We start from the raw sequence: 26,051 nt of genomic DNA on the forward strand, positions 1-26,051 counted from the left end.
CTACCCGCTGCATTGACCGCTGGCGCCGAAGCGCCTATACAGGCGGCCTGTAGTGTGTGGAGTGTGTGATGTACGAAGAAGACGATTTGCCGGAGCCCGAGCACGACCATCTGCTTGACCACGAATTTCACGACAGCTTCGACCCTGAGGCGGATGCGCAGGGGGCGCTGGATGAAGTCGAGGAAGACGAGGAGCTGCAGGATGATTTCGATGACGAGGAGGATCACCCGGCCTGGCACGATGACTGCGACGATTGACGTCGCAGCAATCGCGTAGTGATCCGGCGGTCAGCGGCGGTCGAGCGAAAAGCGCCCGGGGCCGCTGACGGCCAGTGCCAGCAGGCCGCCAACGATGCTCAGGTTTTTCAGGAACTGAGTCATGTTTGCGCTGCGTTCAGGGTCGACCATGTTCCAGAACGGGTGGCCGAGCAGCGCGGTGCCCAGCACGAACAGGGCGAACAGCAGCGCCAGTGGCCGGGTATAGAAGCCGAGGATCAGCAGGATGCCAACCAGGAACTCCATGATCACCGCCACCCCGGCAGCCAGCATCGGGGCCGGTGCGCCGAGGGAGGTCATGTAGCCGACCGTGCCCTCGAAGCCGGTCAGCTTGCCCCAGCCCGCGAGTACGAACAGGATCATCAGGAAGATTCGGGCAAGCAGCAGAATGAAGTCGCGTTGGCCTTCGAGCAGTGCATAGCGCATGGCGGCGCTCCGATGGACGGGGACAGTTTCCACTCTAGCAGCTGCCAGGCGGAATTCCGCTGGGCATGAAAAAGGCGCCGCAAGGGCGCCTTCATCGAAAACAGATGGTGCGAGTGGCGGGACTCGAACCCGCAAGGCTCACGCCGACAGATTTTAAGTCTGCTGTGTATACCAATTCCACCACACTCGCACTGTGATCGCCGCGCCTCATTAATAGATGGCCTTGGCAATCAAGCGCGCTTTATAACCCATTGTTATAGAAGCGTCAACCAGCCTGCAGGTTCAGGGCGTGAGGGTGTGGGCAATATCGCGCAGTTCACAGGCAGAATCGCGCAAGTCGTGGACATGGTTGTCCATGGTCCGAGCATCTGTCTTATGGATTGAATGACGCAGATACAGGGCGTGCCCATCGAGTGCCTGGCACAGTGTCTCGAGTTCGGCAGCAGTGTGCAGCAGATCGTCCTGAAGAAGTTGCAGGCGTTGATTCGAGGGCATGTGGTGCGTCCTTGCAGGTAAGCGAGGTGCCACTATAGGCCAATTGACAGCAGGCTGTCATTACGCCACCTTTGCGCCATTGGATCCAAGTGAGTAAGCCGTGATGCCCCCGTTTTCCTCAGGCCAGGCCAGCGCAGCAGGGCGTGTTGTGCGCCCGAAGCTATTTTGGCGTGTGTTGTTGTTGCTGGTTTGCCTGCTGGCAGCCTTCCTCTTCGTCGGCCTGATGGGGTTGGGTAGCTATCTTGTGGTGCTTGGCCTGGATGAATTGCATTCAGCGTCTCAACGGCTCATGGCCTTGGGCGGCGGCGCGGTGATTCTGCTGGTCGGCCTGTGGCTGCTCAAAGTGGCTATGCCACGCAGGCTGGTGCCGACGATGCGTGAGCCTGAAGTTGACGGTCGTCGCATGGGGTAGGGTGCTTGCAGGACTTTTGACTACGCTCAGTATGTCCTTATCGCGGTGCTTGGGGAGTTCGCATGCCAGCAACGGACCGGCCCGCCCAGTCAGTGATGCCCGAAGCGCGCTATGAACAGCTGGTTCAGGCGGTGGTGGACTATGCCATCTACATGCTCGACCCAGATGGCCATGTGGTGTCGTGGAACGCCGGTGCCCAACGGATCAAGGGCTATCGCGCCGACGAGGTCATAGGCAAGCATTTCTCCCTGTTCTTCACCGCCGAAGATTGCGCCGAGGGCCGGCCCGAACGTCTGTTGCGCCAGGCCCTGGAGCAGGGCGTGGCACAGGATGAGGGCTGGCGTGTACGCAAGGATGGCACGCAATTCTGGGCCCTGGCCGCGCTGGACGTCATTCGCGACGAGCAGGGCCAGATCATCGGCCTGGCCAAGGTCACGCGCGACATCACTGATCGCCGGGACTCCGCGCTGCAACTGGACGCCATGCGCGCCCAGCTGTTCCAGGCACAGAAGCTCGAGGCCCTCGGCCAACTGACCGGCGGCTTGGCCCATGACTTCAACAACCTGCTGACCATCATCCTCAACTCGGCCCGCCTGGCCATCAAAAGCCAGGACCCCGTCCGCACCCGGCGTATGCTCGAGCACATTCTCGATGCCGGGCAGCGGGGCACCCAGTTGACCCAACAACTGCTCAGCTTTGCCCGCTATCGGCAACTGAGCGTCGCACGGATTTCGCCTGCCGAGGTGGCCGGGTCCATTCGCGCGCTGGCGGAACACGCGTTGCCTCCCGACATCGAACTGGTCGAGCAGATCCAGGCAGGGCTGCCTGCGATCGAAGTGGATGCCGGGCAGTTGCAGATGGTGCTGCTGAACATGATGTTCAATGCCCGGGATGCGATCGGCACGGCGGGACGGATTGACCTGGTGGTCGATAGTGTGGAGCTGGCCGGTGAAGTGGAGGGCTTGCAAGGCCGCTACCTGCGTTTCGACGTGCGGGACGACGGCGAAGGTATCGATCCGCAGGTGTTGCCACGTATCTTCGAGCCGTTTTTCACCACCAAACCCTTCGGCAAAGGCACCGGTCTTGGGCTCAGCCAGGCCTATGGGTTCGCCAGGCAGAGCAATGGCGCCATCCGCGTTGCCAGCCAGCCCGGCAAGGGGACCTGCATGAGCCTGTACCTGCCGGCATGCCCCAATGACCAACCGCAGACAGGCGAGTAAAACATCATGGTTGAACAGCTCAAGCGACTGGCCACCGGCATTGAAGGCCTCGATGCCCTGCTCAAGGGCGGGCTGGTGGTGGGGGCGTCCTATATCGTTCAGGGGCATCCGGGCTCGGGCAAGACCATCCTGGCCAACCAGCTTGCTTGCAACCATGTCCGCGAAGGCGGGCGCGTGCTGGTGGCCACGTTGCTCAGTGAGTCCCATGAACGGTTGTTCCAGTACCTGTCGACCCTGACGTTTTTCGATCAGAAGCTGGTGGGCGACAGCATTCAGTTCGTCAGTGCCTTCGACACCCTTGAACAGGATGGCCTCGACGCCGTGGTGCGGTTGCTGCGCCAGGAGATAGCCCGGCAGCAGGCCAGTCTGTTGATCGTCGATGGCCTGCTCAACGCCCGCTCACGGGCGGAAACCAGCCTCGACACCAAGAAGTTCGTTTCCGAATTGCAGGGGCATGCCGCTTTTGCCGGATGCACTGTCCTGTTGCTGACCAGCGCACGTCTGGAGGAGGGCAGTCCCGAGCACACCATGGTCGATGGCGTCATCGAACTGGGCGAGCACATGGTTGGCAGCACGGCGGTGCGTCATGTCCAACTGCGCAAGACCCGTGGCAGCGCCGCGTTGTCGGGGCGCCACGAATGTCTGATCAGCGAGGCAGGGTTGCAGGTCTTCCCGCGGCTGGAATCACTGTACAGCCACCCCAGCCAGCCTGGTGCGCAGGCGCTGAGCCGCGCCACTACCGGGGTGAGCGACCTGGATCGCATGCTCGGCGGCGGTTTGGCTGAAGGTTCCGTGAGCCTGCTGATGGGGCCGTCCGGGGTCGGCAAAAGTGCCTTGGGCATCGCGTTTCTGGCAGCGTCCGATGAGCACGCACCCGGGCTGCACTTCGGGTTCTACGAGACGCCCGCTCGCCTGCGTCTCAAGGCTCAAGCACTGGGCTTCGACATCGCCGGGCAGGAGCGCGACGGGGTCGTGCAACTCAGTTGGCAACCCACCACTGAGGGGCTGCTGGATGAGGTAGGCGCACGTTTGCTTGAGCAGGTGCAAGCGCTGGGCGCCAGGCGCGTGGTAATCGACAGCCTCGGCGCGTTCGGGCGCCTGGCACTGGAGCCAGGGCGCTTGAACGCGTTCTTCCGTGCCCTGACCGGTGAGCTGCGCGCGCGTGAGGTGACTGTCCTGCTCACGTGGGAGATGCGTGATATTTTCGGCGCCGAGATCACCGCCCCGGCACCGGACCTGTCGAGTATCGTCGACAATCTTGTGCTGATGCGCTTCGCCGAACTCGATGCCAAGCTGCACCGCGTGCTGTCGATCGTCAAAGTGCGCGACAGCGACCACGACCCAACGCTGCAGGCGCTGCACCTGGGGCCGCAGGGGATCACCCTCGGGCGGGCTTTCGATGGCGCAAGCGGCGTGCTCAGCGGCACAGCGGTCCCGCAGGGCGATCGCTGACGGGATGACGCCATGAACACCATCCTGATCGTCGATGACGAGTACCTGATTGCCGATATCCTCGGTTTTGCCCTGGAGGACGAAGGCTATCAGGTGGAAAAGGCCAGCAACGGGCGCAAAGCCTTGGAGGCCTTGAAAGGCGGGCATGAAGGCAGGCATGTGGAATTGGTGATCACCGATTACATGATGCCGGTCATGAATGGTGTGGAACTCGTGCGGGCCATCCGCACTGAGCTGGACCTGCCGCACCTGCCGGTCATTCTCATGAGCGGTGCGCAGGCCGACAAAAAACTGATCCGCCCCGAACTGTTCGCCGCGGTGTTCGACAAGCCATTCGACATGGACAGAATGATCGCCAAGGTGCGCGAACTGCTGGGCACCTGAGGTTCAGGGTGGGCGCCCCGCGTGGGCGGGCAATCGATCAGACGCGTCCGTGCGGCTTGATGCGTGGGTGATCAGTGTTTCTCGTCGCCTTTCTCCGGGGCAGGGCTGCCTGCCTGGATGCGTTTGTAAATCTCTTCACGGTGCACCTGGACATCCTTCGGCGCATCGATGCCGATCCTCACTTGCATCCCCTTGACTCCCAGAATGGTGACTTTGATGTCGTCGTTGATGACGATGCTTTCGCCGACCTTACGGGTGAGTATCAGCATGTAGTTCTCCTTGGTGATGTAAAAACCGCCGGGCCATTTACCACAACGGTGGGAGCTTTGTCCCTCTTCCTTTCCATTAAAGACGCTTTCGGCGGATAGTAATTCCTCCGTCAGACAATTTATGCCTGTCTCTAGTTGCAGGTGCTGGTGGGCATATGATGCTGGCCATCAGCGAAGGTGCTCGGTGGCAAGGATAGGGTGGTTGACGTCATATGGGAAATTTCCTTGTTTGATAAGTGAAATAGCCAAGCTCAATAATCGTTTGAGCCCAGTGCCTGCAAAAAAACCAGTAGCGCCGCTTCCTCGGGCTCCAAGCCCTTGCGCCGGCGCGCCCGCGGCAGCTGTGCCAGGCGCCCGAGCTGGAAATGCTCGAACAGCGCAGGGTGGATATAGCAGCGGCGGCAAACGGCCGGCGTATTGCCCAGGCGGTTGGCCACCTGGCGCACGGTTGCCGCCACCTGGCGCCGGGCTTCGCTGTCGGGCTCCCAGGCCAGTGGCCTTAGCAGGCTCAGGGCCAGGCTGCTGCCGGCCCAGGTGCGGTAGTCCTTGGCGGTGAAGTCGGCGCCGGTCAACTGCTGGAGGAACTGGTTCACCTCGGTCGAACCGATGCTGTGGCGTTGCCCACCTTCGTCCAGGTACTGGAACAGCGCCTGGCCAGGCAGTTCCATGCAGCGCTTGAGCAGCGCCGCCAGGCGTCGGTCTTGCAGCGTGACGTCGTGTTCGACACCGCGCTTGCCGCGGAACTGAAAGCGGATGGTGCTGCCCCGAACCTTTACGTGACGGCAGTTCAGCGTGGTCAGCCCGTAGGAGCGATTGTCGCGCAGGTACTGCCGGTTGCCGATGCGAATGAGCGTCGCGTCGAGCAGGCTGATCACCAGCGCCATCACTTTTTCCCGGTCCATCCCACGGCGAGCCAGGTGTTCGTCCAGCCGCTTGCGCAAGGCGGGCAGGGCTTCGGCGAAGGCCAGCAGGCGGCCGTACTTGTACTGGTCACGCTGCTCGCGCCATTGCTGATGGTAGCGGTACTGTTTACGCCCCCGGGCATCGCGGCCGGTGGCCTGCAAATGGCCCAGCGGGTCGGCGCAGATCCACACCTCGGTATAGGCTGGCGGGATCACCAGCGCCGCGATGCGCGCTAGGGTCGCGGCATCGCGCACCTGCCGGCCCAAGGCATCGAAGTAGAGGAATCGCTCGCCTCGCCGGCGCCGGCTCAACCCGGGCTGGTTATCGTCGACATAGTGCAGGGCGGCGGGTAGGGGGCAGTCGGGCATCGGTGCAGTCCATCGAGCGGTCATGCAGCAATGGACAACCGCCGCTGCGGCGTTGCTCAACCGAGCAGCGCCACCGACTTGATCTGCGCCCAAAGATGCTGGCCCGGCTGCACGCCGAGTTGCTCTGCCGAATAGCGAGTGATGCGCGCCAGCAGGGGGCTGCCGCTGGCGTCCAGGCTTACCATCACATGGGCCGGGTTGTCTGCCGCGTGGCAGTCGCGCACCTGCACCGGCAGGCGGTTGAGAATGCTCGAGGCGCCGTCGGCGCTCAGCGCCAGGCTTACATCGCGGGCCTGCACCTTGAGCCGCAGGGTGCTGCCCACATGCAAGTCAGGATGGGCGATGCGCAACAGCGGACCTTCGCCGCCGGGCAAGCGCAGGTCGAACAGCTCAAAGTGCGGGTCGTGGCCGACCACCACGCCTTCGAGTACCACGCCGGCATCCTCACCCTGGGCCAGCGACAGGTCCAGGCGGGCCAGGGTCTGGCCGATCGGGCCGCTGGCCAGGGCCTTGCCGTGCTCCAGCAGCACCAGGTGGTCGGCCAGGCGCGCGACTTCGTCCTGGGCATGGCTGACGTAGATCAGCGGGATATCCAGCTCGTCATGCAGGCGTTCCAGGTAGGGCAGGATTTCACGCTTGCGCGCACTGTCCAGGGCCGCCAGCGGCTCGTCCATCAGCAACAGCCGCGGGCTGCTGAGCAGTGCTCGGGCGATGCCGACACGTTGTGCCTCGCCGCCCGACAAGGTCGCAGGCTTGCGCTCGAGCAGATGGCCGATGCCCAACAGCTTGCATGCCTGCTCCAGCTTGATCTTGCGCTCACTGGGGGCGATGCGGCGCCAGCCGAACTCCAGGTTGCCGCGCACCGACAGGTGAGGGAACAAGCTGGCTTCCTGGAACACATAACCCACAGGGCGTTTGTGTGGGGCAAGGAAGTGCCCGCGCGCGCTGTCTTCCCAGACCTCGCCGTTGACTTCGATGTAGGCACTGGTGGCACGTTCCAGGCCCGCCAGGCAACGCAGGCACGAGGTCTTGCCCGAGCCGGAATGGCCAAACAGCGCGCTGATGCCACGCCCGGGCAGGCGCAGGTCGACATCCAGGGTGAAATCGTCGCGCGCAAGGGTGAGGCGCGCCTGTATCGAAGCACTCATTTCAGCTCCAGCCAGCCTTGCCACGCCGGCCGGCGTAAAGCATCAGCAGCACCAGGAAGGAGAACAGCAGCATGGCCCCGGCCAGCCAGTGGGCCTGGTCATAGGCCATGGCCTCGACGTGATCGAAGATCTGCACCGAGACCACGCGGGTCTTGTCGGGGATATTGCCACCGATCATCAGCACCACGCCGAACTCGCCCACGGTATGGGCGAAGCCGAGAATGCTGGCGGTGATGAAACCGGGGCGTGCCAGCGGCAGCACCACATGGACGAAGGTATCCCAGGGGCTGGCGCGCAGGGTCGCGGCCACCTCCAGCGGGCGCTGACCAATGGCGCTGAAGGCGTTTTGCAGAGGCTGGACCACGAACGGCATGGAATACACCACCGAGCCGATCACCAGCCCGGCGAAGCTGAACACCACGCTGCCCAGGCCCAGCGCCTGTGTGGCCTGGCCGATCCAGCCATGGGGGCCAAGCATCAGCAGCAGGTAGAAGCCGATCACCGTCGGTGGCAGCACCAGGGGCAGCGCCACCACCGCGCCAATCGGCCCGCGCAGCCAGGAGCGGGTGCGTGCCAGCCACCAGGCGATGGGCGTGCCCACCACCAGCAGGATGGCAGTGGTCAGGCTGGCCAGCTTGATGGTCAGCCAGATCGCACCCAGGTCACTGGCGTCGAGCGGCATCAGATTTCATAGCCGTAGGACTTGATCACGGCGGCTGCCTTCGGGCCCTTGAGGTAGTCGACCAGCGCCTTGGCCGCCGGGTTGTCCTTGCCTTTGTTCAGGATCACCGCATCCTGGCGGATCGGTTCGTGCATCGAGGCCGGGACGATCCAGGCCGAGCCGCTCTCGACCTTGCCGTCCTTGTAGATCTGCGACAGGGCGACGAAGCCCAGCTCGGCATTGCCGGTGGAGACGAACTGGAACGCCTGGGTGATGTTCTGGCCTTCGACGAGCTTGGCCTTGGTGGCCTCGGTCAGCTTGAGCTTGTCCAGCACCTGGGTGGCGGCCAGGCCATAAGGGGCGGTCTTGGGGTTGGCGATGGACAGGTGCTTGAAGTCGTTTTTCTTCAGCACTTCGCCCTTGCTGTCGACGTAGCCGGGTTTGGCCGACCACAGTGCCAGGGTGCCGATGGCGTAGGTGAAGCGCGAGCCGGCAACGGTCTCTTTTTCCTGCTCGAGCTTGGCCGGGGTGCTATCGTCGGCGGCGAGGAACACTTCGAACGGCGCGCCGTTCTTGATCTGGGCGTAGAACTGGCCGGTGGCGCCGTATGCGGCGACCAGCTTATGGCCGGTATCCTTCTCGAAATCCTTGGCGATGGCCTGGATGGGCGCTGTGAAGTTGGCTGCCACGGCAACCTGGACTTCATCGGCCCAGGCGCTGTTGAGGGAGAACAGGCTGGCCAGGGTAGCGGCGGCCAGGTGGGACAGGCGAATACGCATCGAGAAGGCTCCTAGGGACGGGTGTTTATCGTTATGGTGCGGACTATATAGCGATAAGCCATCCGTCGGGAAGAGCTACGCGGCTAAAAAATTGATCTACGGGTCAAGATTTTAAGCGCCCCGTTGGCAATTTCAAGCGTCAGCTCGCCCGCGTCGATGTGTTTACCCAAGCGCAGGGCCTGGCCTGACCAGAGGTTGCTGAAATCACTGTTGCCCTGTGGGTCGGTAATCGCCCGTAGCGGCATCAATGCGCCGCCTGCCAGGGGGAAATGCGGGGCTAGTGCGCTCATCGGCCCCAGCTCGCGCATGATGCGGTTGTTGATGCCGCGCGCAGGGCGCCCGGTGAACAGGTTGGTCAATGCGGTATCGCTGGCCGGGGCGTTGTCCAGTGCACGGCGATGCGCCGGCGAGACCTTGGCCTGTGGGCAGAACAGGTAGGCGGTGCCGATCTGCACTGCCGAGGCACCCAGGGCGAGGGCGGCGAGCAGGCCGCGGTGGTCGGCAATGCCACCGGCGGCGATCACCGGTACGCGCACGGCATCCGCCACCTGGGGCACCAGGGCGAAGGTGCCGATCTGGCTGGTGATATCGTCGCTGAGGAACATGCCACGGTGGCCGCCCGCTTCAAAGCCCATGGCGATGATCGCGTCGCAGCCGTGCTGTTCAAGCCAGATGGCTTCCTCGACCGTGGTGGCGCTGGACAGCACCTTGGCCCCGGTTGCCTTGACCCGTTGCAGCAGTTCGGCGGCGGGCAGGCCGAAATGGAAGCTGACCACCTCCGGGCGCATCGCCTCCACCAGTTGGCAGCTCTGCTCGTCGAACGGCGCACGGTTGGACACCGGCGTGGGCGCGTCGAAGTCGGCGCCGGTCTCGTCGTAGTAGGGCTTGAGCGCCTGCTTCCAGCGCGCGTCACGCTCGGGGTCCGGTGCTGGCGGCTGGTGGCAGAAGAAGTTGAGGTTGAGCGGGCCGCTGCACGCAGCGCGGAAGGCCTCGATTTCCCCTCGTAGCTGGTCGTGGGTCAGCATGGCGCAGGGCAGGGCGCCCAGGCCGCCGGCGTTGCCGACGGCAATGGCCATCGCCGAGCCGCTGGCGCCGGCCATGGGCGCCTGGAGGATGGGCACCTCGATGTTCAACAGGTCGAGGATGCGGCGGTCTGGCCAGGTGCTCATGGGCGACTCCTAGAGTGCGGCGGGATCGGGGCGGTTTTACAGGGCCTTGCTGACCTGAATGTCGCTGATCTTCTCGGCGTCGTCGCCGTGGATCTTGCGCAGGGCCTGCTGCGCCTGCTCCAGGGAGGCATCGGGCATCAGGGCGAAATCCCAGCGGCGTTCGCCGTCGAGCTTGTACTTGATCACATACTTGATGGTCTGGGTCATGCGGGCGTTATCCGAGTTTCGACGAGGAGCGGCGAATGATCTTGATCTTGTGCGTCAGAGTCGGCTTGCGGGTTACCGAGATCGGGCGCGTGGTCACGGTATCGATGGTGATGTTCCAGAAACCGGTGCTGGGCACGGTGATTTTTGCCGGGAACTTCTCGAAGTGGCCGCCGTGGTAAGTGTGTCGCCCGCCATTCTTGAAGCTGCGGAAGTTGGCGTCGTTCATCAGGCGGATGTTGCAGCGCTGGGAGCATTCGATGACGACGATGTCGTCCTCGTTCAGGTGCTCGCGCTGGTGTACGAATTTCATGGGGTGCTCCGCAAGGGTTGTTTCTGCAAAGGCGAAAGATACCACGATGTGGCGCTACACTTGCGTCCGGGCTCGAGCGGGCGGGAGATTTCTGCCAGATCGGGGAGCAATTGCGCCTGGCTGCGGTCAGAGGGTGACCTTTGCAATTGGAGTAGCGTAAATGAAATGGCTGGTAGCGGCGGTGGCGCTGGCACTGGGGGGCTGCGCAAGCGTGACGGAGCTGGAACAGTCCCACGAAACCATGGATGTAATGTCTGGCAAGACGCCCCGTGAATACGCCGATTGCGTCAAGCGCAAGCTGGCGGACAGTCGTGACCCGTTGGGTGAAGAAGTGCGCGGCGACGGCCTGCGCCTGATCGTGCCGCAAAAACTGTCGGCCAGCGCAGGGCCGGCGGCGCTGCTGGACATCGACAAGCGTGGCAGCGGCAGTGCGATCAAGGTTCACGAGCGTTTGAGCAATTTCCCCCTGCGCCTGGGGGATGTGCGCACGGCGGCGACCGAGTGCATCTCCGGTTCTTGATCCAGCGCAGTCATTGATCGATTAAAAGGCAGATTGCCCTTTTCCTTCCCGGTGACACGTTGTCGCATACCGGGGATAAGCCCTAGTATTTCTGGGCTTATGTCGTTTGAGCCTAAGCTTATAACAAGGAAATGGAGTCTTCCGTGATGATATCCCTGAGTCGTGTCGTGATCGGCGGTTGGCTGATCCTGGCCTGGCCCTCGGCGTATGCCGCCGACGGGCAACAGGTCTTCAATCAGGGCGGGCAGAACCCCGCCGCCATGGCCTGCCTGGGCTGCCATGGGCCGGATGGCAAAGGCATTGCCGCAGCCGGCTTCCCCCGCCTTGCTGGTTTGCCTGCCGGCTACCTGGCCAAGCAACTGCGGGATTTTCGCCAGGGCAGCCGCAAGCAGGCGGTGATGGAGCCGCTGGCCAAGGCGCTGAGTGACGCCGAAATCGACGCCGTCAGCACCTACCTGGCAGCGCTCCCGGCCGATGGCGCCGCCGAGCTGCGCCGCCAGCAGATTGCCGGCGATGCGGTATCCCGTTTGGCCCTGTATGGCGACTGGGGCCGGCAGATCCCTGGCTGCGTGCAGTGCCATGGGCCTGGCGGCAGCGGGGTCGGCGAACACTTCCCACCCCTGGCCGGGCAACCGGCCGGCTACCTGGTGGCCCAGCTCAACGCCTGGCGCGACGGCAGCCGCAGCAACGACCCCAACCAGTTGATGGTCAACGTGGCCAAGGCCATGACCGATGCCGAGGTCAAGGCGATAGCCGAGTATTTCGCCAGCGCAGCAAGCTCGTCGGCCAGCCAGGAGGTCAAGCCATGAAAACCATGATCCCCGCTGTGCTGTTGCTGGCCATGGGCAGTGCCCAGGCCGCGCCGATTGCCATGGAAGATCAATCGCAGCTCAAGGTGCCGGGCGTGCAGGCCGCGCCGCAGTTCGTGGCGCCCGCCGAAAGCGCCATCCCCGACAACGCCTTTGGCAAGATGGTCCGCCAAGGCCATGCATTGTTCGTCGATACCCGCCGCTTGATGCCCGACGCCGTGGGCAATGGCCTGAACTGCAGCAATTGCCACCTGGACCAGGGGCGCATGGCCCACTCGGCGCCGTTGTGGGGCGCCTATCCGATGTACCCGGCCTATCGCAAGAAAAACGACAAGGTCAACACCTTCGCCGAACGCATCCAGGGTTGTTTCCAGTTCAGCATGAATGGCAAGCCGCCGGCGGCCGACAGCCCGCAGATGACTGCGCTGAGTGTGTACGCCTACTGGCTTTCGACCCAGGCGCCGACCGGCGTCGAGATCGCCGGCCGTGGCTACCCCGACGTTGCGCAGCCCGCGGGCGGTTACGACTTCAAGCGTGGCCAGCAGGTGTACCGCGAGCAATGCGCGATCTGCCACGGTGACAACGGTGAAGGGCAGAAGGTCGCCGGGGAATACGTGATGCCGCCGTTGTGGGGCAAGGACTCGTACAACTGGGGGGCGGGCATGCACCGCATCAACACCGCGGCGTCGTTCATCAAGTACAACATGCCGCTGGGCAAGCCTGGCAGCCTGAGCGACCAGCAGGCCTGGGATGTGGCCGCGTGGATCAACCGCCACGAGCGGCCGCAGGATCCACGCTTGGTGGAGGGCTCGATCGAGAAGACGCGATTGAAGTTCCATGCCAACGACGGGGTCAACCTGTACGGGCAAAAGGTCGACGGTGTGCTGGTCGGGCAGGGCACCGGCGGCTGAGCGTGGCAGCGGCCCACGGCCATGACGCCGCGGGCCGCCCCGCAAAGGCGGCCAGGTGTGTTCCAGCAGTGCCGCGCTAGATTCGCGCTGGGTCCGTCTGCAGCAACCACAGCTGGCTGTTGCTTGCCAGTTGCTGGTCCAGGGTTGATTCAAGCCCCTCTACGCGGGCCTTTTCCTGCTTGAACAGCTGGTCGAGCAGCGCCATCAGGTCACGGGACTTGCTTGCCGAGCGCGGTGTGCTGATATCGGATTGCACGGCCCCATCGCGCATGGTCAGCACGCGCTTGGTGCTGCTTGCTTGTTGGCTTACCCCTGCCTCGGCCAGTTCGCCGTCGAGTATCGACAGCCGGCTGATGCTGCTGGCCTGTTCGCGCAGCACACGGTAGTGGTAGTCACCGCCAACAACGCCGTCGGTAAGCCGTGCCGAAGAGTCGAGGCTGCTGTGCCAGGCGGCGTCGAGGGTGGCCTGCTGCTGCTGTTGGCGAGTGACGTTGTTGCCCTTGCTCTGGGTCGAGGTGGACTGCGAGACCTGGTAGGCGAAGCGGTCCTCTTCATCCAGTCTTAGCGGGTTTGGTCGCGTGCTGGTCTGGCTGATCGAGGCGCTGAAGTCGGCCAGACCGCTGAGCAGCGAGCGGCTGAACGTGTGGTTTGGCATGCTGTGCCCGGCCGGGCGCGGGCTATTGTCGTCCACCTGGTTGAGTTGGCGGAAGGCGTCCTTGAACAGCGTCATCAAGTGCGCATCGCCCTTGCCGCGCTCCTGCGCAGCATCGAACTGGGCCAGGTAGTTGTTGAGCGCCGCCTGTCGCTGCGCCGTGCCACCAAGCAAGCTACCCCCCTGGGTGTCGAGGTTCAGTTGCAGGTCGCCGTTTGGCCCCTGCAGGCTGACACTGCGGGTGGTTTGATTCAGACGCAGATCGAAGGTCTGCTGCTCGCCGTCGACCAGATCGAGCCTGGCATTCATCTGCAGCCCGGTGAACAGGTTCTGATCGAGCTTGAGCATAGCGTCCAGCTTGAGGCGCGGCGGCTGCTGGTTCAGGCCGCTGATCACCGACTCGAAGCCATTGGCGAGGCTCGCCAGGCTCTTCAGTTCGGTGTCGCTGAGGGTGCCGTTCTGCACCTCGGCATCGACGGCCAGGCCTTTCTCGCTGCTGTAGAGGCCGAGGGTGACAGTTGCCCCGGAAGCGGTGGTCAGGTTCAAGGTCACGTGGTTGCTGGCGTACTTACGCAGCTCTGACTGCTGCTGGGCCAGCAGCACGGCGTCGGCTTGGCTGTTTGCGCCTGCCAGCAGCGCCGATTGGGACACGCGCTGGCCGCCGTTGGCGACCAGTTGTTCCATGAGGGTTGCGCCCAGGCCCCGGAAACTCCCGCTCAGCGTATTGCTCCTGAGGCTGCCCTGCATGTGCAGGCTGAGCGGGTCGGTGTTTTCCTGCTGCCAGAGGTAACGGCTTTGCGGTGTGCCCAGCGAGCCCCTGGCGGAGTATGTCTGGGCATCGGCAACGCGGGTATCCAGGCCGAGGTTGACCTGAGCGCTTGGGCTGTCGGCGGGGTGTGCGGTCTTGTGCAGGCTGACGGTCTGCTGGGGGGAGCTGCTGTAGGCGAGGGGGAGCCGCAGCGCGGCGCTGATCGGGTTCATGTCGCTGTCCTTGCGCGGGTATGGGTCTACCGATGATATCGGCATGCCATTGTCAAACCTGAGCGATATGTGCGAAACGAACCGGCCCGCCATAAGGCGGGCCGGTCGATGCAGCAGCTGACGATCAGCGGCGGCGGAACAGCGGCAGCGGCTCGTCGGTGGCGCCCTGGTAGGTCACCGAGAAGTCCTTCAGGCTCTGCAGTGCGTCTTCCGGGTCCTTGTCGGCACGGATGGCGAACGCATCGAAGCCACAGCGGGCCATGTAGAACAGCTGGTCGCGCAGCACGTCACCGATGGCGCGCAGTTCACCCTTGAACTTGTAACGGTCACGCAGCAGGCGCGCATTGGAATAGTTGCGCCCGTCGGTGAAGGCCGGGAAGTTCAGGGCGATGACCTGGAAGTGCTCGACGTCCGCGCCGATCTCTTCCGCTTCCTCGTCGCTGTCCAGCCAGATGCCCAGGCCGCCGTCGCGGGCCTTGAGCATGCTCGGATGGTCACGCCACAGTTGCAGCGGCACGATGTAGTCGTCGCAGTTGGTCAGCTCGTCGATCGAGACGTCCTTGGGCAGCAGGTGCCAGGTTTCGTCGACGATCTGGTTGTTCTTAATGATTCGCTGCATAGACGCGTTCCTTGAAGGGGTCGATGCCGATCCGCTGGTAGGTGTCGATGAAGCGCTCGTCTTCGGTGCGTTGCTCGACATACACGTTGATCAGCTTCTCGATCACGTCGGCCATGTCATCCTGGGCGAACGAAGGGCCGAGGATCTTGCCCAGGCTGGCGTCGCGCGCGGCGTTGCCGCCCAGCGAAACCTGGTAGAACTCCTCGCCTTTCTTGTCCACCCCGAGGATGCCGATGTGGCCGACGTGGTGGTGGCCGCAGGCGTTCATGCAGCCGGAGATGTTCAGGTCGAGCTCGCCGATGTCGAACAGGTAGTCCAGGTCGTCGAAGCGGCGCTGGATGGATTCGGCGATCGGGATCGACTTGGCGTTGGCCAGCGAGCAGAAATCACCGCCCGGGCAGCAGATGATGTCGGTCAGCAGGCCGATGTTCGGTGTGGCGAAGCCTTGCTCGCGCAGTTCCAGCCACAGGGCGTGCAACTGGCGCTGCTCGACGTCGGCGAGGATGATGTTCTGCTCGTGCGAGGTGCGCAGGTAGCCGAAGCTGTAGCGCTCGGCGAAGTCGGCGACGGCGTCCAGCTGCTTGTCGGTCAGGTCGCCCGGGGCGACGCCGGTGGGCTTGAGCGACAGGGTGACGGCGACGTAGCCCGGCTTCTTGTGCGCGCGGGTGTTGCGCGAACGCCAGCGGGCAAAGCCTGGGTGCTCGGCGTCCAGTGTGCTGTAGTCCTGGTTGTCGAGTGCCAGGTACTCAGGGTCGATAAAGTGGCGCGCCACGCGCTGCACTTCGGCCTCGGTCAGGGTGGTGTCGCCACCGCGCAGGTGGGCCATTTCGGCCTCGACCTTCTCGGCGAACACTTCCGGGGTGAGGGCTTTGACCAGGATCTTGATCCGCGCCTTGTACTTGTTGTCACGGCGGCCGTAACGGTTGTACACGCGCAGGATGGCGTCCAGGTAGCTGAGCAGCTCCTGCCACGGCAGGAACTCGTTGATGAACGCGCCGATCACCGGGGTACGGCCCAGGCCGCCGCCCACCAGCACGCGGAAGCCCAGCTCGCCGGCAGCGTTGCGCACCGGCTCAAGGCCGATGTCGTGCACTTCGATGGCGGCGCGGTCGTCGCTCGAACCGTTGACGGCAATCTTGAACTTGCGCGGCAGGTAGGCGAATTCCGGGTGGAAGGTGGTCCACTGGCGGACGATCTCGCACCATGGGCGCGGGTCCACCAGTTCGTCTGCGGCGACACCGGCGAACTGGTCGGTGGTGACGTTGCGCAGGCAGTTGCCGCTGGTCTGGATCGCGTGCATCTGCACGGTGGCCAGCTCAGCCAGGATGTCCGGGATGTCTTCCAGCGCCGGCCAGTTGTACTGCACGTTCTGGCGGGTGCTGATATGCGCGTAGCCCTTGTCGTAGTCGCGGGCGATCTTCGCCAGCATACGGGCCTGCGTCGCGTTCAGCTGGCCATAGGGCACGGCGACGCGCAGCATCGGGGCGAAGCGTTGGACATAGAGCCCGTTCTGCAGGCGCAGCGGGCGGAATTCTTCTTCGCTCAGCTCACCGGCCAGGTAGCGGCGGGTCTGATCACGGAACTGCTTGACGCGGTCCTCGATGATCCGCTGATCGTACTCGTCGTATACGTACATAAAAGTCCTGTCTCAGGCTGCATGCAGCTAATCGCGCGCACGGCCGCGCACTCCGGAGCGGAGCGGGGGAACGATAGCAGAGTGGGTTTATGCGCTAAAGTGATGTTTTTGCATATGAAAAGAACCATTTGGACTAAGTGAGACTGACTGCCATTTGCCCGCTCTACACCGCGCTACGCGTATACTCCGCTGTTTGCTCCCCAGGGATGTAACCGCATGCTCAAGGCCTTGTGCCAGGGCCTGTGCCTGAGCCTGCCACTGGTGGCGGGCGCACAGGCCGCTTCGGTGGTATTTCTCAACCCAGGCTTGTCCAACGAGACGTTCTGGGTCGATTACTCACGCTTCATGCAGGCCGCCGCCACGGACCTGGGCATGCAACTGCGCGTGCAGTACAGCGAACGCCGGGCCGACCTCGCCCTGACCCAGGCCCGCGCCGTGCTGCAGGGGCCGGAACGCCCGGATTACCTGGTGCTGGTCAACGAACAGTACGTCGCCCCCGAGATCATTCGCCTGTCCCGCGGCACCGGGGTCAAGCTGTTCCTGGTCAACAACGGCCTGACGGACAGCCAGGCGCGCAGCATCCAGGCCCAGCCCGACAAGTACCCCGAAGTGCTCGGCACCCTGACCAACAACGATGAAGCGGCCGGCTACCAGATGCTCAAGGCGATGGTGGCGAAACTGCCGCCCTCGTCTGAGCCGGTCGACCTGCTGGCCTTTGCCGGGGTCAAGACCACCCCGGCCTCGCAACTGCGCGAGCAGGGCATGCGCCGCGCGCTGGCAGACTTCCCGCAGGTGCGCCTGCGCCAGGTGGTGTATGGCGGCTGGAACCGCCAGCGCGCCTTCGAACAGGCGCAGGTGCTGCTGGAGCGCTATCCGCAGACCCGGCTGGTGTGGTCGGCCAACGATGAAATGGCCTTCGGTGCCATGCAGGCCTTCGAGCAGGCGGGCAAGGTGCCGGGGCGCGATGCCGTGTTCAGTGCGGTGAACAGCTCGCCGGAAGCCCTGCGCGCATTGATCGACGGGCGCCTGGGGGTGTTGATGGGCGGCCATTTCACCCTGGGCGGCTGGGCCATGGTCATGCTGCACGACGATGCCATGGGCCTGGCGGTGAATCGCGACGGATTGCGCGAGCACCAGGTGCCAATCTTGCAACTGATCGACCCGGCCAAGGCCCGGCGCTGGCTGCAGTTGCTGGAGCAAGGTGGCCACGGCGTCGACTTTCATCACTACAGCGCCGAAGGGCGGCCGGCCAGCTACCGCTACCCGTTTCTCACGTCGCCCGTCGACTATTGAAAGTCCCTGCTTGAGCGAAGGACATTGCTGGACTTAACTGCTGCTTGTGAAGTGCATTCCCATAACCACTACAAGAGGCAATGCAATGGGAAACTCAACCAAGGTCCGCAAAGCTGACAGCAGTGTCGACGCCTGGGCGATCCTGTGCCTGATCGTGCTGGTGGTGGTCACCGCCGTGTATTGGGTCAGCCACCAGTAACGGGCCGCCATAAACCGTGAAACAAACCTGAACCGCCCGCGGAGTGGATATCCGCGGGCGGTTTGCGTTCAGCATCCATTTCATCGTGACCTGATGGCTTGCGCGCCGCTCCTACAGGGATTGCATGTGTGTCTAGCGCGCAGTCAGATGCATCGCCAGCTGCACCAGCCCGATCAGCACGAAGATGAAGACCAGGGTGAACACGGTGCCCATCACGATGAAGTGGCTGGCCTTGCCGTAGGTGAAGTCGCGGGCGCGGTTCTTGCCGCTTTGCACGCCGAAGGCGGCGGCGAGGATGCTCTGCAGCATCTGCCAGAAGGTGGGTGGTTTGCCTTGGCTGGAATCGTCCATGGTTGGCTCCTTGGGTCAGAGGCAATCAGGGACAGTGTAGGTGAATGTTCCGAGCCTATCGCCGGCAAGCCGGCTCCCACAGGATTTGCAAGGCACTCAGGCCAAGCGCTGTCCTTGTGGGAGCCGGCTTGCCGGCGATGGGGCCGTCGCAGCCTTAGCTGTCGTAACCCAGGTTCGGCGCCAGCCAGCGCTCGCTCACGCTCAGGTCCTGGCCCTTGCGCTCGCTGTATTGCTCAACCTGGTCCTTGTCCACCTTGCCCACGGCGAAGTACTGCGCTTGCGGATGGGCGAAGTACCAGCCGCTGACCGCCGCCGCCGGGAACATGGCGAAGTGCTCGGTGAGGAACACCCCGCTCGGGCCGGTTTCGCCGATGGCGCTGCCATCGAGCAGGCGGAACAGGGTTTCCTTCTCGGTGTGGTCCGGGCAAGCCGGGTAGCCAGGGGCAGGGCGGATACCGCTGTACTGCTCCTTGATCAGCGCTTCGTTGTCCAGGTGCTCGTCCTTGGCATAACCCCAGTGCTCTTTACGCACCTGCTCGTGCAGCCATTCGGCGCAGGCCTCGGCCAGGCGGTCGGCCAGGGCCTTGACCATGATCGAGCTGTAGTCGTCGCCCTTGTCCTGGTAGGCCTTGGCGACTTCCTCGGCACCGATGCCGGCGGTGGTGATGAAGCCACCCACGTAGTCGGTCACGCCACTGTCCTTCGGCGCGACGAAGTCGGCCAACGACCAGTTCGGCTTGCCGTCAGGCTTGATGGTCTGCTGGCGCAGGTGATGCAGGGTGGCCAGCGGTTTGCCGTCTTCGCCATACACCTCGATGTCGTCATGCTTGACCTGGTTGGCCGGCCAGAAGCCGAACACCGCGCGGGCACTGATCAGCTTTTCGTCGATGAGCTTGTCGAGCATCTCGCGGGCGTCCTGGTACAGCGAGGTGGCCGCCTCGCCGACGACTTCGTCGGTGAGGATGCGCGGGAACTTGCCGGCCAGGTCCCAGGAGATGAAGAACGGCGTCCAGTCGATGTACTCGGCCAGGGTGCGCAGATCGATGTTGTCCAGTACCTTCACGCCGGTGAAGGACGGCACCGCGGCCTGGTAGCCGGCCCAATCGTATTGCGGCTTGGCGGCGATGGCCTGGGCATAGCTCAGGCGCTCGGTGCGGGCGCTGCGGTTGGCGGTGCGCTCGCGCACCTCGACGTATTCGGCGCGGGTCTTCTCGACGAAGCCGGCCTTGAGCTCCTTGGACAGCAGCTGGGTGGCCACGCCCACCGCGCGCGAGGCGTCGGTGACGTAGACCACGGCATCGTTCGAGTACTTGGGCTCGATCTTCACCGCGGTGTGGGCCTTGGAGGTGGTGGCGCCACCGATCATCAACGGCAGGTGGAAGTCCTGGCGCTGCATCTCGCGGGCTACGTGGACCATCTCGTCCAGCGACGGGGTAATCAGGCCGGACAGGCCGATGATGTCGCACTTCTGCTCGCGGGCGGTCTGCAGGATCTTCTCGGCCGGCACCATCACGCCCAGGTCGACGATGTCGTAGCCGTTGCAACCCAGTACCACGCCCACGATGTTCTTGCCGATGTCATGCACGTCGCCTTTGACCGTGGCCATGAGGATCTTGCCCTTGGCTTCGGGCTTGTCGCCTTTCTCCGCTTCGATGAACGGGATCAGGTGGGCCACGGCCTGCTTCATCACCCGGGCCGATTTCACCACCTGGGGCAGGAACATCTTGCCGGCGCCGAACAGGTCGCCGACCACGTTCATGCCGCTCATCAGCGGGCCTTCGATCACCTCGATCGGGCGCGCGCATTGCTGGCGGCACTCCTCGGTGTCTTCAACGATGTGCGCGGTGATGCCCTTGACCAGGGCGTGTTCCAGGCGCTTGTCGACCGGCAGCGAGCGCCAGGCTTCGTTCTCGACTTCCTTGGTGGCGCCGCCGCCTTTGTAGTCGTCGGCGATGGCCAGCAGGGCGTCGGTGCCTTCGGGGGTGCGGTTGAGCACCACGTCCTCGACCTTCTCGCGCAGCGCGGCGGGGATTTCGTCGTAGATTTCCAGCTGGCCGGCGTTGACGATACCCATGGTCAGGCCGTTCTGGATGGCGTGATACAGGAACACCGAGTGGATCGCCTCGCGCACCGGGTTGTTGCCACGGAACGAGAACGACACGTTGGACACCCCGCCCGAGGTCAGGGCGTAGGGCAGGTGGTCGCGGATATAGGCACACGCCTCGATGAAGTCGACGGCGTAGTTGTTGTGCTCCTCGATGCCGGTGGCGACGGCGAAGATGTTCGGGTCGAAGATGATGTCTTCCGGCGGGAAGCCCACTTCATTGACCAGGATGTCGTAGCTGCGCTGGCAGATCTCTTTCTTGCGCGCGGCGGTGTCGGCCTGGCCGACTTCGTCGAAGGCCATCACCACCACGGCGGCGCCGTAGCGCTTGCACAGGCGGGCGTGGTGCTTGAACTGCTCGACGCCTTCCTTCATCGAGATCGAGTTGACGATGCCCTTGCCCTGGATGCACTTGAGGCCCGCCTCGATCACCTCCCACTTGGAGGAGTCGATCATGATCGGCACGCGGGAGATGTCCGGCTCGCCGGCGATCAGGTTGAGGAAGCGGACCATGGCGGCCTGGGAGTCGAGCATCCCTTCGTCCATGTTGATGTCGATCACCTGGGCGCCGGCCTCGACCTGCTGCAGGGCGACCTCAAGCGCTTCGGTGTAGTTCTCTTCACGGATCAGCCGGGCGAACTTGGCGGAACCGGTGATGTTGGTGCGCTCGCCGACGTTGACGAACAGCGACTGGCGATCGATGGTGAACGGCTCCAGGCCCGACAGGCGGCAAGCCTTGGGGATGTCCGGGATTTCACGCGGTTTGTACTTGGCCACGGCCTCGGCGATGGCCTGGATGTGCGGCGGGGTGGTGCCGCAGCAGCCGCCGATGATGTTGAGGAAGCCGCTGGCGGCGAACTCCTCGACCACTGCCGCCATTTCGGCCGGGGTTTCATCGTATTCGCCGAAGGCGTTCGGCAGGCCGGCGTTGGGGTGCGCCGAAACGAAGGTGCCGGCCTTGCCCGACAGCTCTTCCAGGTACGGGCGCAGATCCTTGGCGCCCAGGGCACAGTTCAGGCCGATGGAGATCGGCTTGGCGTGGCGCACCGAGTTCCAGAACGCTTCGGTGGTCTGCCCGGACAGGGTGCGGCCGGAGGCATCGGTGATGGTGCCGGAGATCATGATCGGCAGTTCGACAGCGTCTTCCTCGAACACCTGCTGCACGGCGAAGATCGCCGCCTTGGCGTTGAGGGTGTCGAAGATGGTTTCGATCAGGATCAGGTCGGCGCCGCCCTCGATCAGGCCACGGGTGGCCTCGATGTAGTTCACCACCAGTTCGTCGAAGGTGACGTTGCGATAGCCCGGGTCGTTGACGTCGGGGGAAATCGAGCAGGTGCGGCTGGTCGGGCCGAGCACGCCGGCGACGAAGCGCGGCTTGTCCGGGGTTTCCAGGGTTTTCGCGTCGGCCACCTGGCGGGCGATGCGCGCGCCTTCAACGTTGAGCTCGTACACCAGCGCTTCCATGCCGTAGTCGGCCTGGGAAATTTGCGTGGCGTTGAAGGTGTTGGTTTCGAGGATGTCGGCGCCGGCGTCCAGGTAGGCTTTCTCGATCGCCGCGATCACATCGGGGCGGCTGAGCAGCAGCAGGTCGTTGTTGCCCTTCACGTCGCTTGGCCAATCGGCGAAGCGCGTGCCACGATAGTCGTGTTCCTCGAGGCGGTAACTCTGGATCATAGTACCCATGCCGCCGTCGAGGATCAGGATGCGCTCTTTGAGTGCTTTCTGGAGTGCTTGGTAACGAGCGCTGCGGTCGGACATAGGACTACCTGGTCGGGCGAATATCAGAAGGTGCCGAATAATAACAAAGCTGCATGGATTTTAGGCGCTCTGCCCATTTGCATGAATTTCGCTCATGTTTATGTGGTGCGCCGCCCACACCTCAGGACCCGCCAGGCACATCGTGATGGCTTCAAGTAACCAGGACATTCGGCACATGCTGTTTCGCATTCTTGCCAGCGCCTTCGCACTGCTGATCAGTGGCGCGGCGTTCGCGCAGGCCCCGCAATCCAGCCCGGCGGTTTCATACACCCGGGACATTCAACCGATCTTCACCGAGAAGTGCGTGGCCTGCCACGCCTGCAACGATGCTGCCTGCCAGCTCAACCTGGGCAGTGCCGAAGGCGCCGAGCGCGGCGCCTCCAAGGTGCCGGTCTATCAGGGCGAGCGCAGCAAGGCGGTGCCCACCACCCGGCTGTTCTATGACGCCCGTGACGAGGCCGGCTGGCGCAAGCAGGGCTTCTATTCGGTGCTGGACAAGCAGGGCAGCCAGGCCGCGCTGATGGCACGCATGCTCGAGCTGGGCCACAAGACCCCGCTCACGCCCAACGCCAAGCTGCCCGAAGAGATCGTGCTGGGGCTCAACCGCAACAACATGTGCCCCATGCCCCACGAGTTCGACGCCTACGCCGGCGCCCACCCCAAGGAGGGCATGCCGTTGGCGGTGACCGGCCTGACCGACCAGGAGTACCAGACCCTGCAGCGCTGGCTGGCGGCCGGTGCCCCGGTGGAGAAGACCCCGATCCAGCCAAGTGCCGTCGAAGCGCAGCAGATCGCCGACTGGGAAGAGTTGCTCAACCGCCCGGGTTCGACCGAAGCGCTGGTCGGCCGCTGGCTGTACGAGCACCTGTTCCTCGCCCACATCTATTTCAAGGGCGGCGAGCAGGGCCACTTCTTCCAGTGGGTACGCTCGCGCACGCCCAGCGGCCAGCCGGTCGACCTGATCGCCACCCGCCGCCCCAACGACCCGCCCGGCACCGACTTCTACTACCGGCTGATCCCGGTGCAGGGTGTGATCGTGCACAAGACCCACATCACCTACCCGATGGGCCCGCAGAAGCTCAAGCGGGTCAAGCAGCTGTTCTACAGCGGCGACTGGCACGCCGATGCGCTGCCCGGTTACGGCCCGCGCCACCGCGCCAACCCGTTCGAAACCTTCGAGGCGATCCCGGCGGTGGCGCGCTACCAGTTCATGCTGGATAACGCCGAATATTTCGTGCGTACCTTCATCCGTGGCCCGGTGTGCCGTGGGCAGATCGCCACCGACGTGATCCGTGACAACTTCTGGGCGCTGTTCCAGGAACCGGCCCACGACCTCTACATCACCGATGCGCGCTACCGTGGCGAGGCCACGCCGTTGCTGGCCATGCCGGGCCAGATCGACGACGTGGGCAGCGTGTTGAGCCTGTGGCACGCCTATCGCGACAAGCGCAACGACTACGAGGCGCTGCGCCGCGAGGCCTATGCCGAGCAGCCCGCGCCGAGCTGGTCGACCCTGTGGGCGGGTAACGACAATGCCCTGCTGAGCATCTTCCGCCACTTCGACAGCGCCTCGGTCACCAAGGGCCTGATCGGCGATGTGCCGTTGACCATGTGGCTGTTCGACTACCCGCTGTTCGAGCGCACCTATTACCAGCTGGCGGTGAACTTCGACGTGTTCGGCAACGTCTCGCACCAGTTGCAGACCCGCCTGTACTTCGACCTGATCCGCAACGGCGCCGAGGTCAATTTCCTGCGCCTGATGCCGGCCAACAAGCGCGGCGAGATCCTCGGCGACTGGTACCAGAACAGCGGCAAGGTGAAGATGTGGATGGACTACACCGACATCGACACCGACACCCCCAGTGCCCTCAAGCTCGACAAGCACGACCCCAAGCGCGATTTCGGTCTCAAGTTGCTGCAGCGCACCGGCAGCCTGAATGCCGCGCCCGACCCGATCAACCGCTGTCAGGGGGCCTTCTGCTCGCGGCCACAGATGAGCGAGGAGTTCCGTGATGTCGAGCAGTCGCTCAGCCGTCTGGTCTCGCGCCCGGCTGCCGGCCTGAAGGTGATCGGCCAGTTGCCCGAGGCGACGATGCTGCGTATCGAAGGGCAGGGCGGCCAGCGCCAGGTCTACAGCCTGCTGCGCAACCGCGCCCACAGCAATGTGGCCTTCCTGCTTGGCGAGGCGTACCGCTACCAGCCTGGGCTGGACACCCTCACGCTGTACCCCGGCGTGCTCAGCAGCTATCCCAACTTCATCTTCAATGTGCCGGCCAAGGATGTACCGGAGTTTGTCGAAGACCTGGAGGCCGCCCGTGACGACACGGCGAAGTTCGAGCGGGTGGTCATGCGCTGGGGCGTACGCCGCAGCCATCCCGAGTTCTGGCGCTACTTCCATGACCTGAGCCGCTACCTGCAGGAGACCGATCCGGTGGAAGAGGGCGTGCTGGACATGAACCGCTACGAGAACCTCTGATCGGTCAGCCGGGACATTCGCGGCATCCTGCGGTCGGAGTGGGTGAACAGGCTTTGGGGCTGCCTTGCAGCCCTTCGCGGGTAAACCCGCTCCCACAGGGATAGTGCAGACCTTGGGTTCAGCACAGTACCTGTGGGAGCGGGTTTACCCGCGAACGAGCGCAACGCGCTCGCGAAGGCCTCAATGCACCGGCAATCGCAGGTATTTCATGCTGTATTCGCTTCAAGCTCTGCGCGCATTCGCCGCCTGGGTGGTGGTTTGCCACCACTTCCGGCAGATCTTCTTCGACTTCCACGCCAGCGGCCCGATCGGCCAACTGCTCGCCGAGCGCGGTGCGGTGGGGGTGGATATCTTCTTCGTGATCAGCGGGCTGGTGATCTACCTGTCCACCCGCGACAAGGACATCGCCCCCGGCCAGTTCCTGCTCAACCGCGCCTTGCGCATCGTCCCGGCCTACTGGTTCTACACCCTGTTGATGGCCGTATTGATGCTGATCGCCAGCCGCTGGATGCCGCACCAGGTATTCGAGTGGCAGCACCTTTTGTTGTCGCTGCTGTTCATCCCGGCCGAGAACCCCGGTGGCTATGGCCTGTACCCCACGCTCAACGTCGGCTGGACGCTGAACTTCGAGATGTTCTTCTACCTGCTGTTCGGCCTGGCCTTCCTGGTGCGCCAGCGCCATCACCTGTTGCTGGTGACGGCGGCGCTGTTGCTGGTCAGCGAAGTGCTCGGCCGCCTGGGTGTGCTCAGCCGTTTCTACAACAACGACATCGTCTACGAATTCCTGCTGGGCATCGGCCTGGGGGTGCTGTACCGGCGCGGGCTGATCCGCGAGGGGCTATGGCTGCCATTGGGGCTGCTGGCGCTGGCGGGCTTCGCGCTCTATCACCTGGACGCCTCGCAGCGCCTGTTGCACTGGGGCCTGCCCAGCGCGCTGGTGGTACTGGCGTTCATTGCCCTGGAGCCGTACTTCAAAGGCAACCGGCTGCTCAAGATGCTGGGCGACTGCTCCTATTCGGTGTACCTGATCCATGTGCTGGTGCTTTACGCCGGCTTGTTCGCCAGCCAGCGGCTGCGCCTGAACCCGTACCTGGTATTCGCCCTGTGCGTGCCGTCAATCGGACTAATGTCGTGGTTCAGCTATCACTGGCTGGAACGTGGCCTGTATGGGCGGCTCAAGGCCTGGTTGGCGGCTCCCGCGGCCGCGGAACCCGCGCTGGCGCTATCCCGAGTCAAATACTAGGACTTTGTTCGGGGCACGGGT

The 26,051-nt window shown here is 63.9% G+C and carries 26 protein-coding genes and 1 tRNA gene; 11 read left to right on the top strand and 16 right to left on the bottom strand.

Annotation, left to right across the window (positions count from 1 at the left end; translation table 11 throughout):
* Positions 1-68: 68 nt before the first annotated feature.
* The gene (locus tag ACQ4N9_RS00460; RefSeq protein WP_110995372.1) at positions 69-257 is read left to right on the top strand and encodes a hypothetical protein; all 189 of its coding nucleotides are present in this window, start codon (positions 69-71) and stop codon (positions 255-257) included.
* A 30-nt stretch (positions 258-287) separates the two neighbouring features.
* Here ACQ4N9_RS00460 and ACQ4N9_RS00465 read toward each other — a convergent pair whose 3' ends face one another.
* The 3 genes from ACQ4N9_RS00465 to ACQ4N9_RS00475 all read right to left on the bottom strand — a co-directional run bounded on the left by ACQ4N9_RS00465 (position 288) and on the right by ACQ4N9_RS00475 (position 1,196).
* Positions 288-701 carry a DoxX family protein gene (locus ACQ4N9_RS00465; RefSeq protein ID WP_390967582.1) on the bottom strand — a complete coding sequence of 138 codons (414 nt, stop codon included), beginning with the start codon at positions 699-701 and terminating at the stop codon, positions 288-290.
* Positions 702-806: 105 nt separating this feature from the next.
* Positions 807-891, bottom strand: a tRNA-Leu gene (locus ACQ4N9_RS00470).
* Between the two features lie 92 nt (positions 892-983).
* On the bottom strand, positions 984-1,196 hold the full coding sequence (locus tag ACQ4N9_RS00475; RefSeq protein ID WP_390967583.1) for a hypothetical protein: 213 nt from the start codon (positions 1,194-1,196) through the stop codon (positions 984-986).
* Positions 1,197-1,299: 103 nt separating this feature from the next.
* Between ACQ4N9_RS00475 and ACQ4N9_RS00480 the strand changes: the two genes are divergently transcribed.
* The 4 genes from ACQ4N9_RS00480 to ACQ4N9_RS00495 all read left to right on the top strand — a co-directional run bounded on the left by ACQ4N9_RS00480 (position 1,300) and on the right by ACQ4N9_RS00495 (position 4,664).
* Positions 1,300-1,608, top strand: a complete 309-nt coding sequence (locus ACQ4N9_RS00480) for a hypothetical protein (protein WP_390967584.1) — start codon at positions 1,300-1,302, stop codon at positions 1,606-1,608.
* A 62-nt stretch (positions 1,609-1,670) separates the two neighbouring features.
* Positions 1,671-2,828 (top strand): two-component system sensor histidine kinase NtrB, encoded by a 1,158-nt coding sequence (locus tag ACQ4N9_RS00485; protein ID WP_390967585.1) that lies wholly within the window; start codon positions 1,671-1,673, stop codon positions 2,826-2,828.
* Positions 2,829-2,834: 6 nt separating this feature from the next.
* Complete coding sequence (locus tag ACQ4N9_RS00490; protein ID WP_390967586.1) at positions 2,835-4,280, top strand: ATPase domain-containing protein; 1,446 nt, start codon at positions 2,835-2,837, stop codon at positions 4,278-4,280.
* 12 nt (positions 4,281-4,292) lie between these two features.
* Positions 4,293-4,664, top strand: coding sequence for a response regulator (locus ACQ4N9_RS00495; RefSeq protein ID WP_390967587.1), 372 nt, complete (start codon positions 4,293-4,295; stop codon positions 4,662-4,664).
* A 71-nt stretch (positions 4,665-4,735) separates the two neighbouring features.
* Here the strand turns inward: ACQ4N9_RS00495 and csrA are convergent, their stop codons facing one another.
* From csrA to ACQ4N9_RS00535, 8 genes are all read right to left on the bottom strand, one after another.
* Positions 4,736-4,933: a carbon storage regulator CsrA gene (gene csrA / locus ACQ4N9_RS00500; RefSeq protein WP_110995367.1), complete on the bottom strand. Its 198-nt coding sequence runs from the start codon at positions 4,931-4,933 to the stop codon at positions 4,736-4,738.
* Positions 4,934-5,184: 251 nt separating this feature from the next.
* Positions 5,185-6,204, bottom strand: a complete 1,020-nt coding sequence (locus tag ACQ4N9_RS00505; RefSeq protein ID WP_390967588.1) for a DNA topoisomerase IB — start codon at positions 6,202-6,204, stop codon at positions 5,185-5,187.
* Between the two features lie 56 nt (positions 6,205-6,260).
* Positions 6,261-7,352 (bottom strand): molybdenum ABC transporter ATP-binding protein, encoded by a 1,092-nt coding sequence (gene modC, locus ACQ4N9_RS00510; protein ID WP_390967589.1) that lies wholly within the window; start codon positions 7,350-7,352, stop codon positions 6,261-6,263.
* A gap of 1 nt (position 7,353) precedes the next feature.
* Positions 7,354-8,034, bottom strand: a complete 681-nt coding sequence (gene modB / locus ACQ4N9_RS00515) for a molybdate ABC transporter permease subunit (RefSeq protein ID WP_125859135.1) — start codon at positions 8,032-8,034, stop codon at positions 7,354-7,356.
* Complete coding sequence (gene modA / locus ACQ4N9_RS00520; protein WP_347149636.1) at positions 8,034-8,792, bottom strand: molybdate ABC transporter substrate-binding protein; 759 nt, start codon at positions 8,790-8,792, stop codon at positions 8,034-8,036. Before modA ends, modB begins: the two co-directional genes overlap by 1 nt.
* Positions 8,793-8,875: 83 nt before the next feature.
* Positions 8,876-9,961 carry an NAD(P)H-dependent flavin oxidoreductase gene (locus ACQ4N9_RS00525; RefSeq protein ID WP_390967590.1) on the bottom strand — a complete coding sequence of 362 codons (1,086 nt, stop codon included), beginning with the start codon at positions 9,959-9,961 and terminating at the stop codon, positions 8,876-8,878.
* A 36-nt stretch (positions 9,962-9,997) separates the two neighbouring features.
* Positions 9,998-10,168: a hypothetical protein gene (locus ACQ4N9_RS00530; RefSeq protein ID WP_167409850.1), complete on the bottom strand. Its 171-nt coding sequence runs from the start codon at positions 10,166-10,168 to the stop codon at positions 9,998-10,000.
* A 7-nt stretch (positions 10,169-10,175) separates the two neighbouring features.
* On the bottom strand, positions 10,176-10,478 hold the full coding sequence (locus tag ACQ4N9_RS00535) for a DUF1883 domain-containing protein (protein ID WP_046855131.1): 303 nt from the start codon (positions 10,476-10,478) through the stop codon (positions 10,176-10,178).
* A 160-nt stretch (positions 10,479-10,638) separates the two neighbouring features.
* Between ACQ4N9_RS00535 and ACQ4N9_RS00540 the strand changes: the two genes are divergently transcribed.
* The 3 genes from ACQ4N9_RS00540 (at position 10,639) to ACQ4N9_RS00550 (ending at position 12,718) form a co-directional block, all read left to right on the top strand.
* Positions 10,639-10,998, top strand: coding sequence for a hypothetical protein (locus ACQ4N9_RS00540; protein WP_125464556.1), 360 nt, complete (start codon positions 10,639-10,641; stop codon positions 10,996-10,998).
* A 146-nt stretch (positions 10,999-11,144) separates the two neighbouring features.
* Positions 11,145-11,807: a c-type cytochrome gene (locus ACQ4N9_RS00545; RefSeq protein ID WP_390967591.1), complete on the top strand. Its 663-nt coding sequence runs from the start codon at positions 11,145-11,147 to the stop codon at positions 11,805-11,807.
* A 62-nt stretch (positions 11,808-11,869) separates the two neighbouring features.
* Positions 11,870-12,718, top strand: coding sequence for a c-type cytochrome (locus tag ACQ4N9_RS00550; RefSeq protein ID WP_371923709.1), 849 nt, complete (start codon positions 11,870-11,872; stop codon positions 12,716-12,718).
* Between the two features lie 76 nt (positions 12,719-12,794).
* On the opposite strand, the gene ACQ4N9_RS00555 is transcribed toward ACQ4N9_RS00550, so the two are convergent.
* The 3 genes from ACQ4N9_RS00555 to ACQ4N9_RS00565 all read right to left on the bottom strand — a co-directional run bounded on the left by ACQ4N9_RS00555 (position 12,795) and on the right by ACQ4N9_RS00565 (position 16,606).
* Positions 12,795-14,351: a hypothetical protein gene (locus ACQ4N9_RS00555; RefSeq protein ID WP_430931945.1), complete on the bottom strand. Its 1,557-nt coding sequence runs from the start codon at positions 14,349-14,351 to the stop codon at positions 12,795-12,797.
* A gap of 124 nt (positions 14,352-14,475) precedes the next feature.
* Positions 14,476-14,970 carry a DUF934 domain-containing protein gene (locus ACQ4N9_RS00560; protein ID WP_153787237.1) on the bottom strand — a complete coding sequence of 165 codons (495 nt, stop codon included), beginning with the start codon at positions 14,968-14,970 and terminating at the stop codon, positions 14,476-14,478.
* On the bottom strand, positions 14,954-16,606 hold the full coding sequence (locus tag ACQ4N9_RS00565) for a nitrite/sulfite reductase (protein WP_390967593.1): 1,653 nt from the start codon (positions 16,604-16,606) through the stop codon (positions 14,954-14,956). The genes ACQ4N9_RS00560 and ACQ4N9_RS00565 overlap by 17 nt, the downstream gene beginning before the upstream one ends.
* A gap of 216 nt (positions 16,607-16,822) precedes the next feature.
* Between ACQ4N9_RS00565 and ACQ4N9_RS00570 the strand changes: the two genes are divergently transcribed.
* The gene (locus tag ACQ4N9_RS00570) at positions 16,823-17,899 is read left to right on the top strand and encodes an ABC transporter substrate-binding protein (protein ID WP_390967594.1); all 1,077 of its coding nucleotides are present in this window, start codon (positions 16,823-16,825) and stop codon (positions 17,897-17,899) included.
* Positions 17,900-18,230: 331 nt separating this feature from the next.
* Here ACQ4N9_RS00570 and ACQ4N9_RS00575 read toward each other — a convergent pair whose 3' ends face one another.
* Both ACQ4N9_RS00575 and metH read right to left on the bottom strand, forming a co-directional pair.
* Positions 18,231-18,449 (bottom strand): DUF2970 domain-containing protein, encoded by a 219-nt coding sequence (locus tag ACQ4N9_RS00575; protein ID WP_347149631.1) that lies wholly within the window; start codon positions 18,447-18,449, stop codon positions 18,231-18,233.
* 154 nt (positions 18,450-18,603) lie between these two features.
* The gene (gene metH, locus ACQ4N9_RS00580) at positions 18,604-22,311 is read right to left on the bottom strand and encodes a methionine synthase (protein WP_390967595.1); all 3,708 of its coding nucleotides are present in this window, start codon (positions 22,309-22,311) and stop codon (positions 18,604-18,606) included.
* Between the two features lie 175 nt (positions 22,312-22,486).
* Between metH and ACQ4N9_RS00585 the strand changes: the two genes are divergently transcribed.
* Entirely contained in the window at positions 22,487-24,787 is a 2,301-nt protein-coding gene (locus tag ACQ4N9_RS00585) for a fatty acid cis/trans isomerase (protein WP_323828955.1), read from the top strand.
* Between the two features lie 208 nt (positions 24,788-24,995).
* Positions 24,996-26,030 (top strand): acyltransferase family protein, encoded by a 1,035-nt coding sequence (locus ACQ4N9_RS00590; RefSeq protein ID WP_258704586.1) that lies wholly within the window; start codon positions 24,996-24,998, stop codon positions 26,028-26,030.
* Positions 26,031-26,051: the final 21 nt, after the last annotated feature.

It is taken from the genome of Pseudomonas sp. ES1 (assembly GCF_050586605.1).
GTDB lineage: Bacteria > Pseudomonadota > Gammaproteobacteria > Pseudomonadales > Pseudomonadaceae > Aquipseudomonas > Aquipseudomonas sichuanensis.